General features: G+C 63.3%; 13 protein-coding genes. 7 read left to right on the forward strand and 6 right to left on the reverse strand.

Annotated elements, in window-relative coordinates; translation table 11 throughout:
• Nucleotides 1-176 precede the first annotated feature (176 nt).
• A complete protein-coding gene (trxA, locus tag APH30_RS05400; protein WP_054911890.1) occupies nt 177-506 on the reverse strand; it encodes a thioredoxin TrxA in 330 nt (109 codons plus the stop codon).
• A gap of 243 nt (nt 507-749) precedes the next feature.
• On the opposite strand from trxA, the gene ppx reads away from it, so the two are divergent.
• Nucleotides 750-2,252: an exopolyphosphatase gene (gene ppx, locus APH30_RS05405; protein ID WP_054911891.1), complete on the forward strand. Its 1,503-nt coding sequence runs from the start codon at nt 750-752 to the stop codon at nt 2,250-2,252.
• On the opposite strand, the gene ppk1 is transcribed toward ppx, so the two are convergent.
• Entirely contained in the window at nt 2,239-4,488 is a 2,250-nt protein-coding gene (ppk1, locus tag APH30_RS05410; RefSeq protein WP_029886227.1) for a polyphosphate kinase 1, read from the reverse strand. The two genes, ppx and ppk1, sit on opposite strands and share 14 nt — an antisense overlap.
• Nucleotides 4,489-4,699: 211 nt before the next feature.
• On the opposite strand from ppk1, the gene APH30_RS05415 reads away from it, so the two are divergent.
• Nucleotides 4,700-5,302 (forward strand): DedA family protein, encoded by a 603-nt coding sequence (locus APH30_RS05415; RefSeq protein ID WP_009681657.1) that lies wholly within the window; start codon nt 4,700-4,702, stop codon nt 5,300-5,302.
• A 187-nt stretch (nt 5,303-5,489) separates the two neighbouring features.
• A complete protein-coding gene (gene elbB / locus APH30_RS05420) occupies nt 5,490-6,149 on the forward strand; it encodes an isoprenoid biosynthesis glyoxalase ElbB (protein WP_054911892.1) in 660 nt (219 codons plus the stop codon).
• A gap of 194 nt (nt 6,150-6,343) precedes the next feature.
• Here the strand turns inward: elbB and APH30_RS05425 are convergent, their stop codons facing one another.
• A complete protein-coding gene (locus tag APH30_RS05425) occupies nt 6,344-6,796 on the reverse strand; it encodes a YaiI/YqxD family protein (protein WP_009681655.1) in 453 nt (150 codons plus the stop codon).
• A gap of 168 nt (nt 6,797-6,964) precedes the next feature.
• Here APH30_RS05425 and APH30_RS05430 point away from each other — a divergent pair, with 168 nt between their 5' ends.
• Nucleotides 6,965-9,814: a class I adenylate cyclase gene (locus APH30_RS05430; RefSeq protein ID WP_054911893.1), complete on the forward strand. Its 2,850-nt coding sequence runs from the start codon at nt 6,965-6,967 to the stop codon at nt 9,812-9,814.
• Nucleotides 9,815-9,853: 39 nt separating this feature from the next.
• Here the strand turns inward: APH30_RS05430 and rnk are convergent, their stop codons facing one another.
• The 3 genes from rnk to cyaY all read right to left on the reverse strand — a co-directional run bounded on the left by rnk (nt 9,854) and on the right by cyaY (nt 10,969).
• Nucleotides 9,854-10,264 carry a nucleoside diphosphate kinase regulator gene (gene rnk, locus APH30_RS05435; RefSeq protein ID WP_054911894.1) on the reverse strand — a complete coding sequence of 137 codons (411 nt, stop codon included), beginning with the start codon at nt 10,262-10,264 and terminating at the stop codon, nt 9,854-9,856.
• A gap of 146 nt (nt 10,265-10,410) precedes the next feature.
• Nucleotides 10,411-10,635: a DUF1289 domain-containing protein gene (locus tag APH30_RS05440; RefSeq protein ID WP_009681652.1), complete on the reverse strand. Its 225-nt coding sequence runs from the start codon at nt 10,633-10,635 to the stop codon at nt 10,411-10,413.
• Between the two features lies 1 nt (nt 10,636).
• Nucleotides 10,637-10,969, reverse strand: a complete 333-nt coding sequence (gene cyaY, locus APH30_RS05445; RefSeq protein WP_029887574.1) for an iron donor protein CyaY — start codon at nt 10,967-10,969, stop codon at nt 10,637-10,639.
• A 250-nt stretch (nt 10,970-11,219) separates the two neighbouring features.
• Here cyaY and APH30_RS05450 point away from each other — a divergent pair, with 250 nt between their 5' ends.
• From APH30_RS05450 to dapF, 3 genes are read left to right on the forward strand one after another with little or no spacing between them, the layout of a single operon-like run.
• Nucleotides 11,220-11,432 carry a lipoprotein gene (locus APH30_RS05450; protein WP_054911895.1) on the forward strand — a complete coding sequence of 71 codons (213 nt, stop codon included), beginning with the start codon at nt 11,220-11,222 and terminating at the stop codon, nt 11,430-11,432.
• A gap of 10 nt (nt 11,433-11,442) precedes the next feature.
• Nucleotides 11,443-12,690, forward strand: a complete 1,248-nt coding sequence (lysA, locus tag APH30_RS05455) for a diaminopimelate decarboxylase (RefSeq protein WP_054911896.1) — start codon at nt 11,443-11,445, stop codon at nt 12,688-12,690.
• Nucleotides 12,691-12,694: 4 nt separating this feature from the next.
• Nucleotides 12,695-13,525 (forward strand): diaminopimelate epimerase, encoded by an 831-nt coding sequence (dapF, locus tag APH30_RS05460; RefSeq protein WP_009681648.1) that lies wholly within the window; start codon nt 12,695-12,697, stop codon nt 13,523-13,525.
• The last annotated feature ends 8 nt before the right edge of the window (nt 13,526-13,533 follow it).

A 13,533-nucleotide genomic window follows, 5' to 3' on the forward strand; every position in this document is an offset into this window, starting at 1 on the left:
TGAAGCCGCGCCGCTAGATGGCGACAGGATCGCGTACTGATTCGAATTGGGGATGCTTCGGCGACGGCATGTAGAAGGCACTGGAGAAGCAGTGCGAGGCCGAATGTAACACTTGCTTTTTTCTGCGTCTAGTGCTCTGAAAAAGAAAAGCCCCGCATTCGCGGGGCCTTTTCACATCACAGGTGGGCGTCGAGGAACGCGGCCAGCTGGGATTTGGACAGCGCGCCCACCTTGGTGGCCTCGACGTTGCCGTTCTTGAACAGCATCAGCGTCGGGATGCCACGCACGCCATGCTTGGCCGGGGTTTCCTGGTTATCGTCGATGTTCAGCTTGGCGACGGTCAGTTTGCCCGCGTAGGTGGAAGCGATGTCGTCCAGAACCGGAGCGATCATCTTGCATGGACCGCACCATTCAGCCCAGTAGTCGACCAGTACCGCGCCTTCGGCCTTCAGGACATCGGCTTCGAAGGAGGCGTCGGTGACATGTTTGATCAGATCGCTGCTCATGGATATCTCCAGGGTCGTAAGCAAAAAAAACGTGGCCCATGATAGCCGCACCCACGCTCTACAGGAAGCTGCGGTCGATTGAGTGTAACTATAGTTGGGCAAGACGCCACGAATCGAAACTGTCATCTGCGTGTCATAGCATCGAATGGCACATTGCCTTGCATCAAGGCCTGGCATGTCACGCGTTGGCGACAGCCTGCTATCGTGGCACGATTGCCGGGTTAACGACCGAGAACACACAGCATGCCGCACAACATCGCGAAGAACCTTTCTCTGATCGCCGCCATCGACCTTGGCTCCAACAGCTTCCACATGGTCGTGGCCAAGGCCCACCATACCGAAATCCGCATCCTCGAGCGGCTCGGCGAGAAGGTTCAGCTTGCCGCCGGCATCGACGAAGAGCGCAAGCTCAGTGAAGAGGCAATGGAACGGGGCCTGGACTGCCTCAAGCGCTTTTCCCAACTGATCCACGGCATGCCGGCTGGCTCGGTGCGCATCGTCGGTACCAATGCCCTGCGCGAAGCGCGCAACCGCAACGCGTTCATCCAGCGTGCCGAAGCCATCCTCGGGCACCCGGTCGAGGTCATCTCCGGCCGCGAAGAGGCGCGCCTGATCTACCTGGGTGTGTCCCACACCTTGGCCGACACCCCCGGCAAGCGCCTGGTCGCCGACATCGGCGGCGGCAGCACCGAGTTCATCATTGGCCAGCGCTTCGAGCCGCTGCTGCGCGAAAGCCTGCAAATGGGTTGCGTCAGCTTCACCCAGCGCTACTTCCGCGACGGCAAGATCACCCCGGCCCGCTACGCCCAGGCCTACACCGCCGCGCGCCTGGAGCTGATGAGCATCGAAAACGCCCTGCACCGCCTGACCTGGGACGAGGCCATCGGCTCGTCCGGGACCATCCGCGCCATCGCTGCCGCCATCAAGGACGGCGGCCTGGGCAACGGCGAGGTCAACGCCGAGGGCCTGGCCTGGGTCAAGCGCAAGCTGTTCAAGCTGGGCGACGTCGACAAGATCGACTTCGAAGGCATCAAGCCGGACCGCCGTACCATCTTCCCTGCCGGCCTGGCGATTCTGGAAGCCATCTTCGATGCCCTGGAACTGCAGCGCATGGACCATTGCGACGGCGCGCTGCGCGAAGGCGTGCTGTTCGACCTGCTAGGCCGCCACCACCATGAAGATGTGCGCGAACGCACCCTGAACTCACTGATGGAGCGTTACCACGTCGACCAGGGCCAGGCAGCGCGCGTAGAGCGCAAGGCTTTGCACGCCTTCGACCAGGTCGCGGATGCATGGGGGTTGAAGGATGGAAATTGGCGCGATCTGCTCGGCTGGGCAGCCAAAGTGCATGAAATCGGCCTGGATATCGCCCACTACCACTATCACAAGCATGGCGCCTACCTGATCGAACACTCCGACCTGGCGGGCTTCTCGCGCGAAGACCAGCAGATGATGGCCTTGCTGGTACGCGGCCACCGCCGCAACATTCCCAAGGACAAGTTTGCCGAACTGGGCGAGGAAGGCGTGAAACTGCTGCGCCTGTGCGTGCTGCTGCGCTTCGCCATCCTGTTCCACCACATCCGTGGCAACCAGCAAATGCCGAAGGTCCAGCTCAAGGCTGCCGGTGAAAGCCTCGACATCGCCTTCCCTGAAGGCTGGCTGGAACAGAACCAGCTGACCCAGGCCGACTTCGCCAACGAGGCGGAGTGGCTGACCCGGGTCGGCTTCGTCCTCAGCGTACGTTGAGGACCGGGTTGCTCAGGCGCTCCAGCAGGGTCGCCTGAACGCTGCGCGGGTTCTGGTTGCCGGTTGGGGTGCTGCGCACGTAGCGCCCGTCGGGCTGCAAGGTCCAGGCATGGGTGTTGTCGGTCAGGTAGCCTTCCAGCTCTTTCTTCACCCGCAGCAACAGCTTCTTGCCTTCGACCGGGAAGCAGGTCTCGACCCGCTTGTCGAGGTTGCGCTCCATCCAGTCGGCGCTGGACAGGTAGATCTGCTCTTCGCCGCCATTGAGGAAGTAGAACACCCGCGTGTGCTCCAGGAAGCGACCGATGATCGAGCGCACCTGGATATTGTGCGAAACCCCCGGAATACCTGGGCGCAGGCAGCACATGCCACGCACCACCAGGTCGATCTTCACGCCAGACTGGCTGGCCTTGTACAGCGCCTTGATCACCTTGGCGTCGGTCAGCGAGTTGAACTTGGCGATGATGTGCGCCGGCTTGCCGTCGAGGGCGAACTGGGTTTCCCGCGCGATCATGTCGAGCATGCCCTTCTTCAGGGTAAACGGCGCGTGCAGCAGCTTTTTCATGCGCAGGGTCTTGCCCATGCCGATCAGCTGGCTGAACAGCTTGCCAACGTCCTCGGTGAGGGCGTCGTCTGAGGTCAGCAGGCTGTAGTCGGTGTACAGGCGAGCGTTACCGGCGTGGTAGTTGCCGGTACCCAGGTGGGCGTAGCGCACGATCTCGCCGTGCTCGCGGCGCAGGATCAGCATCATCTTGGCGTGGGTCTTGAAACCGACCACGCCGTAGATCACCACCGCACCCGCCGCTTGCAGGCGGCTGGCCATCTGCAGGTTGGACTCTTCGTCGAAACGCGCACGCAGTTCGATCACCGCGGTGACCTCCTTGCCGTTTCGCGCTGCATCGACCAGGGCATCGACGATTTCCGAGTTGGCCCCGGAGCGGTAAAGGGTCTGGCGCACGGCGAGCACGTGCGGGTCCTTGGCGGCCTGGCGCAGCAGGTCGATCACCGGGGTGAAGGACTCGAATGGGTGCATCAGCAGGATGTCCTGCTTGCCGATCACGCTGAAGATGTTGTCGGCGTTCTGCAGCAGCTTGGGGATCGCCGGCGTGAACGGCGTGTATTGCAGCTCCGGGTGGCTGTCCAGGCCGGTGATGCTGAACAGGCGCGTGAGGTTGACCGGGCCATTGACCTGGTACAGCTCGCTTTCGCTGAGGCTGAACTGCTTGAGCAGGTAGTCCGACAGGTGTTTCGGGCACGTGTCGGCGACCTCCAGGCGCACGGCATCGCCGTAGCGGCGCGAGAACAGCTCGCCGCGCAAGGCGCGGGCCAGGTCGTCAACCTCTTCGGAGTCCAGTGCCAGGTCGGCGTTACGGGTAAGGCGGAACTGGTAGCAACCCTTGACCTTCATGCCCTGGAACAGGTCGTCGGCATGCGCGTGGATCATCGACGACAGGAACACATAGTTGGCACCCGGGCCACCGACTTCTTCCGGCACGCGAATCACCCGCGGCAGCAGGCGGGGGGCAGGGATGATCGCCAGGCCCGAATCACGGCCGAACGCGTCCACCCCTTCCAGCTCGACGATGAAGTTCAGGCTCTTGTTCACCAGCAGCGGGAACGGGTGGGTCGGGTCGAGGCCGATGGGGGTGATGATCGGGGCGATTTCGTCGCGGAAGTAGCGGCGTACCCAGGTCTTGAGCTTGGGTGTCCAGTAACGGCGGCGAATGAAGCGGATCTGGTGTTTTTCCAGCTCCGGCAGCAGCACGTCGTTGAGAATGGCGTATTGCCGGTCGACTTCCAGGTGCACCAGCTCGCTGATGCGCGCCAGCGCCTGGTGCGGCTGCAGACCGTCGGCGCCGGCCAGTTCGCGGGCAAAATTGATCTGCTTCTTGAGGCCGGCCACCCGGATTTCAAAGAACTCGTCAAGGTTGCTGGAGAAGATCAGCAGGAACTTGAGCCGCTCCAGCAGTGGGTAGCTCTCGTCCAGCGCCTGCTCCAGCACGCGAATATTGAACTGCAACTGCGAGAGTTCGCGATGAATGTACAGGCTGCTGTCGTCCAGGCCAGGCACCACGATTGCCGGGGCCGGCGGCGGCGCAGGCACCGGGGCGGCAGGCTCGGCCGCCTGCCCGGCTTCCGGCGCGGTGGCCGGCGGCAGGTCTGGCGGGGTCTGCAGCATCTCTTCGGGGAGCTCCTGGGCATCCTTGATCGCGACAGGGCTAAGCACTTCATTATTCATCTGACGTTCCTGAGGACGTTAACGCCCTATCATCGATTGAGCGGCAAGATAAGCGCCCATTATGACGCCTGTGTGACATGGCAGGGCAAGCCATGACGCGTGGCTATGGCAATGTGGTGTAGGAATTGTTCATGTGGAGACACATTTGGACACTTTCCCGAATGCCCGCGAAGGGGTAGGCTGCGCGTTCATTTCGCCAGCACCTCAGAAAATGCTTCAACAATTCCTGCAGGATTTCGGCTACTTTGCCCTTTTTCTAGGCACCTTCTTCGAAGGCGAGACCATCCTGGTGCTTGCAGGATTCCTTGCATTCCGCGGTTACATGGACATCAACCTGGTGTGCCTGGTGGCGTTCTTCGGCAGCTATGCCGGCGACCAGTTGTGGTATTTCATGGGCCGGCGTCACGGCCGCAAGATTCTGGCCCGCAAGCCGCGCTGGCAGGCGATGGGCGACCGGGCGCTGGCCCACATTCGCCGCCACCCCGACATCTGGGTACTGAGTTTCCGCTTCGTCTACGGCCTGCGCACGGTCATGCCCGTGGCCATTGGCCTGTCGGGCTATCCGCCACGCCGCTACCTGCTGCTGAACGGCATTGGCGCAGCGATCTGGGCCATTGCCCTGGGTGCGGCGGCCTATCACTTCGGCGCCATCCTCGAAGGCCTGCTGGGCAACGTCAAGCGGTACGAACTATGGGTGTTGGCCGCCCTGCTGGGGCTGGGCGTGCTGTTGTGGCTGCGCCGTCGCTTCCGTGCCCTGCGCGCAGAGCGCAAGGCCGCCGCCCAGGCGGCGGGCGAACAGCGCGACCAGCAGTGACCCCGAAGCGCCACTGCGGCGCATCGGGTTGCACACAGCGTGTCGGGTTGCCGGACGAACAAGGCAGCCGCGCGCCTGTCACAAGCATGACTGGCCCTGAAAACCAACCCGGCGAGCGCCCGCTCGCGATGCGCCGCGCAGGCAGCGCTCGATCTCCCAGGCGCGACACAACACTGGAGCTTCAAACATGACTAAAAAAGTAGCGGTGGTTCTTTCCGGCTGTGGCGTGTACGACGGCGCCGAAATTCACGAAAGCGTGATCACCCTGCTGCGCCTGGACCAGCGCGGCGCGCAAGTGCAGTGCTTCGCGCCGAACATTGCGCAGATGCATGTGATCAACCACCTGACCGGCGAGGAGATGCCCGAGTCGCGCAACGTGCTGGTGGAATCGGCGCGCATTGCTCGGGGCGAGGTCAAGGACATCCGCGAGGCCAAGGTCGAAGACTTCGATGCGCTGATCGTGCCGGGTGGCTTCGGGGCGGCGAAGAACCTGTCCAACTTCGCCGTGGAAGGCGCCAACTGCAGCGTCAACCCAGACGTGCTGGCCCTGGCCGAAGCCTTTGCCGCTGCCTGCAAGCCGGTTGGCCTGATCTGCATTTCGCCGGCACTGGCGGCGAAGATCTACGGGCCGGGGGTGGTCTGCACCATTGGCAGCGACGCGGATACTGCGGCGGCAGTGGTGAAGATGGGCGGCACCCATGAAGAATGCGACGTGCACGACATCGTCGAAGATACCCAACGCAAGCTGGTGACGACCCCGGCTTACATGGAGGCCAAGTCGATCAGCGAGGCGGCTGGTGGCATCAACAAGCTGGTGGACCGGGTGCTGGAGCTGACCCACGAGTAAGGCCCGCCCACGCGCAGCCCAGAATCCGGCGCGGTCAAAGGCCTGCGTACGCCGATCAATGTGGGAGCGGCCTTGTGTCGCGAAAGGGGCGCGAAGCGGCCCCAGGATTTGAGCTTCGCCGCATAAATTGCCGGGGCCGCTTCGCGGCCCTTTCGCGACACAAGGCCGCTCCTACAAAATGGCCGCGTTACACTTCAGGCCCTCGATAGTCGCGAAATGATCCGGTCCAGCGCATTGGCGAACGCCTGCTTGTCGCGCTCCCCATAAGCCGCCTGCCCTCCCCCGACCTGGCCCTGCTCGCGCAAATCGGTAAACAGGTTGCGCGCGGCCAGCCGATCACCCATGTTGCGCTCGTCGAACTCGCGCCCGCGTGGGTCCAGCACTGCCACGCCCTTCTTGACCAGGCGGTCGGCCAACGGCACGTCACTACAGATCACCAGCTCGCCCGGCACGGCATGCTCGACCAGATAATCGTCGGCCGCATCCATGCCACTGGGCACCACGATCAACCGCACGATCGCAAACGCAGGCCTGGCCACTGCCTGGCCCGCCACCATCACCACCTCGAACTTGCGCTTGAGGGCGAACTTGACGATCAGATCCTTGGCTGCCTTGGGGCAGGCATCGGCATCGATCCATACACGCATCGGATAATCTCTTCATCAGCTCAATGTGCTCATGATGCCTCATGCACGGCAAAAGCCGGAACCGGCCGGCGCGCTGGAAAAATGGCGCCAATATTCCAATTAGCGCTTATCCGCCCCTGTTACTCAGGCTAAACTCGCCACAGCTTCACTGGCCTGCCCGAGCGCGCAATGAACCACCCCCACGAAATCCGCCCCGACCTGGACCAAGGCATCGACCGCAAAGTCCTGGCGACACTGCGCGCGCGTTTCCTGCACCTGAACCAGTCTCGTCTGCAGCGGGCAATGGAGGGCCTGTCGACACGTCAGCAACAAGTGCTGCTGCTGTTGCCCTTGCTGTTTCACGTGAACCACCCGCTATTGCCGGGTTACGTCTCGGGCAGCACCCCCGCAGGCGTCTCGGGCTACGAGCCCGGTAGCGAGCTGGTCGCAGAAGCCCAGCGCCTGGCCCGCTCATTCACCTACAAGGCCCAGCACGGCAACCCGCCACGGCCGATACACGGCCTGTTCCTGATGGGCAGCCTGGGCTCGCTGGCGCAGGCCGAGCACAGCGACATGGACGTATGGGTATGCCACGCCCCCGGCATGCCCGAGCCGTTGCTCGAAGAGCTGCGCCGCAAGTGCCAACTGCTGGAAACCTGGGCGGCCAGCCTGGGCGCAGAGGCACACTTTTTCCTGATCGACACCCAAGGGTTTGCCCAGGGCCAGCGTGATGGTCAGCTTGGCTCAGACAATTGCGGGACTACCCAGCATTACCTGCTGCTGGACGAGTTCTACCGCACAACCGTGTGGCTGGCCGGGCGTACGCCGCTGTGGTGGCTAGTGCCGGTCTACGAAGAAGGCAATTACCAGGCCTATACCCAGACCCTGCTGGCCAAGCGTTTTATCCGCAGCCAGGATGTGCTCGACCTGGGCAACCTGGCGCACATTCCGCCCGGCGAGTTCATTGGTGCCGGCCTGTGGCAACTGTTCAAAGGCATCGACTCACCCTACAAGTCGCTGCTCAAACTGCTGCTGACCGAGGCCTACGCCAGTGAATACCCTGGCGTGCGCTGCCTGAGCCTGGACTACAAGCAGGCAGTGTTCGCCAACCAGCTGGACCTGGACGAGCTGGACCCGTATGTCATGGTCTACCGGCGCATCGAACGCTACCTGCTGCAAAAGGGCGAGCCTGTGCGCCTGGAACGGGTACGGCGCAGCCTGTACCTGAAAGTGAACAAGAAGCTCAGCGATCAGAACCGTAGCAATGGCTGGCAGCGCCGTTTGCTTCAGCGCCTGGCTGACGAGTGGGGGTGGGATGAGCGGCAGCTGGCGATACTGGACAGCCGCAGCCAATGGAAAGTCCAGCAGGTTGCCGTGGAGCGCCGCGAACTGGTGGCCGAGCTGAACCACAGCTATCGTTTCCTTGGCCAGTTCGCACGCACCCGGAACGCCAGCAGCCGTGCCGACCAACGCGAGCTCAACGTACTGGGCAGGCGCCTGTATGCGGCCTTCGAGCGCCGTGCCGGCAAGGTCGAGGTAATCAACCCGGGTATCGCTCCGGACCTCGCCGAAGACACCCTCACCCTGGTTCAGTTACCTAACCGCAAGGAACCAGGTAACTACCACTGGGAACTGTACAGCGGCAACCTGAACTCTCACGACGTCGAGTACTTCAACCCGATAAAACGCTGCCGCGAGCTGCTGGAGCTGCTGGCCTGGGCCCATCGCAACGGGGTCATCGACAGCGGCACGCGCTTGGCGCTGCACCCGGGTGTCAGTGACCTGAGCGAGTTCGAGCTGGTCAACCTGCTCGGTTGCCTGCAGCAATGCATCCCCCTGCCCTTGCCGACCGTGAGTGAGGTGCGCCTGCTGCAACCCAGCGTTGCCGATGAAGTGCTGCTACTGGTCAACGTGGCCATCGACCCACTGCGCCATCACCGCGACCTGAACATCCTGATGACCACCGAGCGCACCGACTCACTGAGCTATGCCGGGGTGCGGGAGAACCTGGTGCTGACCTTGGACCAGGTCACCCTGAACAGCTGGAACGAAGTGCTGGTTCAGCGCTTTGACGGCGAACACGCGCTGGTGCGCTGCCTGCGTGACTTTCTCAACAGCCCGGTGGCGCATGGCCACCGGCCGCGGGTACGGGTGCATTGCTTCTGCCCGAGCCGCGCACAGGCCATCAGCCAACGGGTGGAAGAGATCTTCGACACCGTGCAGCTGTTGCAAGCCCAGGGCCTGCAGCACCGCTACCTGCTACAGGTTGCCCAGCACACCCATGTGCTGGAGCTGCAACCGGGGCATGTCAGCCTGAGCACCCTGGCCGAGCACGATGCCCTGCTGGCCTACCTGGGCGAAGAACGCAGCGTCTACAGCCCGTTGTACCTGGACGCCAACGCCCTGCAAGATCACGACCTGCGCCTGGTGCTGGAGCAGGGTCGACCGGCGTGCATTCAGGTGTTCTACCGCCTGCAGGACGAATGGGCCGAGCTGTATGTGCTGGATGAATGCAACGCGTTATGGCAACAACGCCTGCCGCTGCATGACGAGGCGCACCTGCTGTTGCCGCTGCATCGTTTTTTGCGCTCGGTGGTGATGCGCCGCGAGGCTCGCCTGCCGCTGGATGACCTTGGGCAGGCGGCCCTGGATATCCAGTACGCGCAGCTACTGCCTGGCGGCCCGGGCAAGGCCCGCAGCATCGAACCGCGCGTGGCGCCGCAGGAGGGCAGTGACCAGCCTTACTATGAAGTGCAGGCCATCATCCAGGCCGGTGTAGGGGGTGCTGCGCATGTGACACTGTACTGCGACCAGCAGGAGTTTTCCGAGCTGGAGCATGGGCCGCAGCTGTATGCGGTAGTGGCGCGGCAGATCATCGGCCAGCGGCGCGGGGCCGGGAAGTACCGGTGCTATATCACCGACCTGGATTTGTCCGAGCTGCTGGATGACCGGCTGGGGGCAACGCAGGTTTACCTGAGCTACAAGCGGGTGCTGGAGCAGGCATTGAACGAGGGGTTGGAGCAGGTGCTGTGCCAATGACCGGGCTGCTCCAACATGGGCCGCATGGCGGCCCAGGCCTCAGAGGTCGAAATCACCCGCCGCTTCAGGCTGGTACTCGACTTCCAGCAGTTTCAGCTTGAGGGTCTTGCCCCCCGGCGCCGGCCAGTCGATCTGTTCACCCACCGACAACCCCAGCAAAGCGCAGCCAATTGGCGCCAGCACCGAAACCTTGCCTTCCGCCCCGGCATCCTTCGGGTACACCAGGGTCAGGTGGTAGTCCTTGCCGCTGGCTTCCTCACGGCAGTGCACGCGCGAGTTCATGGTCACCACGCCTGCGGGTACTTCCTCATGACCGACGACCTGTGCGGCACGGTCCAGCTCCTCCTGCAGGGCGAACACACCCGGCGTACTCTCGTCGAGGCTCTCGATCAGACGCTCCAGACGCTGTACGTCCAATCGGGTGAGGATAAGGGAAGGCTTGGTGCTCATGATCCAGTCAGACTCCTTTGAACAGGCAATTTTCAATGCACAGATAAAGCAAAACCCCGCCCAAGGGCGGGGTTTGAAAAGGCTTTGGCGTCATCGACGCAGAACCCGACACTACCACAGACGGGCAAATACTCAAGCCCCTGCGGTCAGTGTGCCTTTGCCTGCGCACGCAGGACCTGTGCCTCGCGGCAGATCTGCCGGCGCCGCTCGTCATCGGCCGAGCGCCACTCGCGAATATGCTCGACATGCCGGTGGCAACCGGTGCAGACACGCTGCTCGTCGAGCCGGCAGACGCTGATGCAGGGTGATGGCACCGCGGGGCTGACATTGCTGTACAACGGCTTGGGTGGCCGTGGCTGGGCGCTGCTCATGTCAGATCTCGTCGAAGTCCAGCTTCTCGCCAGCCCGCTCCCAGACGATGCGCTCGAGCATTTCGCCCAGCAGCTCTTCGCTCTTTTCGCAGACCCACTTATTACTCTCTTCGTCGTAGTCGAAGTGGAAACCACCGGAACGGTCAGCCAGCCACAGTTGGCGCAGCGGCTCCTGACGGCTGAAGATCAGCTGGGCGCCGCCTTCGAACTTGACGGTGAGCACGCCAGCGGAATTCTCCATGTCCAGGTCCAGGCCGCTCTCGTCGAACAGGTCTTCCAGGGCCTGTTGGGTCGCGTCGACCAGATCGTGGAAACGCGCTTCACTCAAACTCATTGCAGGAACCTCGAAATTGGCGGCATTACAGGCAAGCCGGGGAAGATACGGGCGCAACGCGCCAGCCGCAAGCTGCTAGCTACAAGCCGCAAGAAAAAGCCCAGCCTACACCCGATCGCTTTTTCTTGCCGCTTGAAGCTTGAAGCTTGCCGCGTCTGCTGCCCGCCCGGCGGACCGGCCCTTGCATAGGCAAGCCGCCGGTCGCTCGGTATACTCGGGCGCAATACTGCATTTTCTAAGGATTTCACCCATGAAGCGCCTGATTTCCTCCTTCGCGGCGCTGGTCGCTGTTGCCTGCCTCGTTTCGGCCTGCGGCCAGAAAGGCCCGCTGTATCTGCCGGACGACGGCGATAACGGTAAAGCGCACAAGTCGCACCAGCACTCGTCGAAAGCCAAGCCGACCGCGGTCCAGGAGCAGCCGCCAGCGCCCGAGTCCGAGCCAGAGCAGTCGCCTGCGCAGTAAAGGAAACCAGATGAACGCTTTCAACTACCGCGACGGCGAGCTGTTCGCGGAGGGTGTAGCCCTGTCGGCCATCGCCGAACGCCATGGCACGCCTACCTACGTGTACTCGCGCGCTCACATCGAGGCCCAGTACCGCAGCTACACCGACGCCCTGCAAGGCGCCGAGCACCTGGTGTGCTTTGCGGTCAAGGCCAACTCCAACCTCGGCGTGCTGAACGTGCTGGCACGCCTGGGTGCAGGTTTCGACATCGTCTCCGGCGGCGAGTTGGAGCGTGTGCTGGCGGCCGGTGGCCGCGCGGACCGCGTGGTGTTCTCCGGCGTGGGGAAAACCCGCGAAGACATGCGCCGCGCCCTGGAAGTGGGTGTGCACTGCTTCAACGTGGAGTCCACTGACGAGCTGGAGCGCCTGCAGGTGGTGGCCGCCGAAATGGGCAAGGTTGCCCCGGTATCGCTGCGGGTCAACCCGGACGTGGACGCCGGTACCCACCCTTACATCTCCACTGGCCTTAAAGAAAACAAGTTCGGCATCGCCATTGCCGACGCCGAAGCCATCTACGTGCGTGCGGCGCAGTTACCGAACCTTGAAGTGGTCGGTGTCGACTGCCACATCGGCTCCCAGCTGACCACCATCGACCCGTTCCTCGACGCGCTCGACCGCCTGCTGGTGCTGGTCGACCGCCTGGCCGAGTGCGGCATTCACCTGCGCCACCTGGACCTGGGCGGCGGGGTCGGGGTGCGCTACCGTGACGAACAGCCGCCGTTGGTGGCCGACTACATCAAGGCCATCCGCGAGCGCGTTGGCCACCGCGACCTGGCCCTGGTGTTCGAGCCTGGCCGCTATATCGTGGCCAATGCCGGCGTGTTGCTGACCCGCGTGGAATACCTCAAGCACACCGAGCACAAGGACTTCGCCATCATCGATGCGGCGATGAACGACCTGATCCGCCCGGCCTTGTACCAGGCCTGGATGGGCGTCAGTGCGGTCAAGCCGCGTGGCGGTGAAGGCCGTGCCTATGACCTGGTCGGGCCGATCTGCGAGACCGGCGACTTCCTCGGCAAGGACCGCGTCCTCGACCTGGCCGAAGGTGATTTGCTGGCTGTGGAGTCGGCGGGCGCCTATGGTTTTGTCATGAGCTCCAACTACAACACCCGTGGTAGATGCGCCGAAATCCTGGTTGACGGTGACCAGGCGTTCGAAGTACGCCGCCGCGAGACCATCGCCGAACTGTACGCTGGCGAAAGCCTGCTGCCGGAGTAAGCCCATGCTACTGCGTTTTACCAAGATGCATGGGCTGGGCAACGACTTCATGGTCCTGGACCTGGTCAGCCAGCACGCCCACATCCAGCCCAAGCACGCCAAGCAATGGGGTGACCGCCACACCGGCATCGGCTTCGACCAGTTGCTGATCGTCGAGGCGCCGAACAACCCGGAAGTGGACTTCCGCTACCGTATCTTCAATGCCGACGGCTCCGAAGTGGAGCAGTGCGGCAACGGTGCGCGCTGCTTCGCCCGTTTCGTGCTGGACAAGCGCCTGACCGCGAAAAAACGCATCCGCGTGGAAACCAAGAGCGGCATCATCGTGCTGGACGTGCAAAACGACGGCCAGGTGAGTGTCGACATGGGCCCACCGCGCTTCACCCCTGCCGAAATCCCCTTCGTCGCCGACGCGCAGGCGCTGAACTACCCACTGGAAGTCGACGGCCAATTGCATTCGATTGCCGCCGTGTCCATGGGTAACCCGCATGCCGTGCTGCGTGTCGACGACGTGCGTACTGCCCCCGTGCATGAACTGGGCCCGAAGATCGAAAACCACCCACGCTTCCCGCAGCGGGTGAATGCCGGCTTCCTTCAGGTCATCGACCGCCACCGGGCCAACCTGCGCGTGTGGGAACGCGGCGCGGGCGAAACCCAGGCCTGCGGCACCGGCGCCTGCGCCGCCGCCGTGGCGGCGATCAGCCAGGGCTGGATGGACTCCCCGGTATCCCTCGACCTGCCAGGTGGCCGCCTGCACATCGAATGGGCCGGCCCCGGCAAGCCCGTGGTGATGACCGGCCCGGCCGTACGCGTCTACGAAGGACAGGTTCGTCTCTAAGCGAGTAA

This window comes from Pseudomonas sp. NBRC 111127 (assembly GCF_001320345.1).
Classification (GTDB): Bacteria; Pseudomonadota; Gammaproteobacteria; order Pseudomonadales; family Pseudomonadaceae; genus Aquipseudomonas; species Aquipseudomonas juntendi.

Coding starts and splice junctions, on each gene's coding strand:
- trxA (WP_054911890.1), bottom strand. CDS start 506: ATGAGCAGCGATCTGATCAAACATGTCACCGACGCCTCCTTCGAAGCC.
- ppx (WP_054911891.1), top strand. CDS start 750: ATGCCGCACAACATCGCGAAGAACCTTTCTCTGATCGCCGCCATCGAC.
- ppk1 (WP_029886227.1), bottom strand. CDS start 4,488: ATGAATAATGAAGTGCTTAGCCCTGTCGCGATCAAGGATGCCCAGGAG.
- APH30_RS05415 (WP_009681657.1), top strand. CDS start 4,700: ATGCTTCAACAATTCCTGCAGGATTTCGGCTACTTTGCCCTTTTTCTA.
- elbB (WP_054911892.1), top strand. CDS start 5,490: ATGACTAAAAAAGTAGCGGTGGTTCTTTCCGGCTGTGGCGTGTACGAC.
- APH30_RS05425 (WP_009681655.1), bottom strand. CDS start 6,796: ATGCGTGTATGGATCGATGCCGATGCCTGCCCCAAGGCAGCCAAGGAT.
- APH30_RS05430 (WP_054911893.1), top strand. CDS start 6,965: ATGAACCACCCCCACGAAATCCGCCCCGACCTGGACCAAGGCATCGAC.
- rnk (WP_054911894.1), bottom strand. CDS start 10,264: ATGAGCACCAAGCCTTCCCTTATCCTCACCCGATTGGACGTACAGCGT.
- APH30_RS05440 (WP_009681652.1), bottom strand. CDS start 10,635: ATGAGCAGCGCCCAGCCACGGCCACCCAAGCCGTTGTACAGCAATGTC.
- cyaY (WP_029887574.1), bottom strand. CDS start 10,969: ATGAGTTTGAGTGAAGCGCGTTTCCACGATCTGGTCGACGCGACCCAA.
- APH30_RS05450 (WP_054911895.1), top strand. CDS start 11,220: ATGAAGCGCCTGATTTCCTCCTTCGCGGCGCTGGTCGCTGTTGCCTGC.
- lysA (WP_054911896.1), top strand. CDS start 11,443: ATGAACGCTTTCAACTACCGCGACGGCGAGCTGTTCGCGGAGGGTGTA.
- dapF (WP_009681648.1), top strand. CDS start 12,695: ATGCTACTGCGTTTTACCAAGATGCATGGGCTGGGCAACGACTTCATG.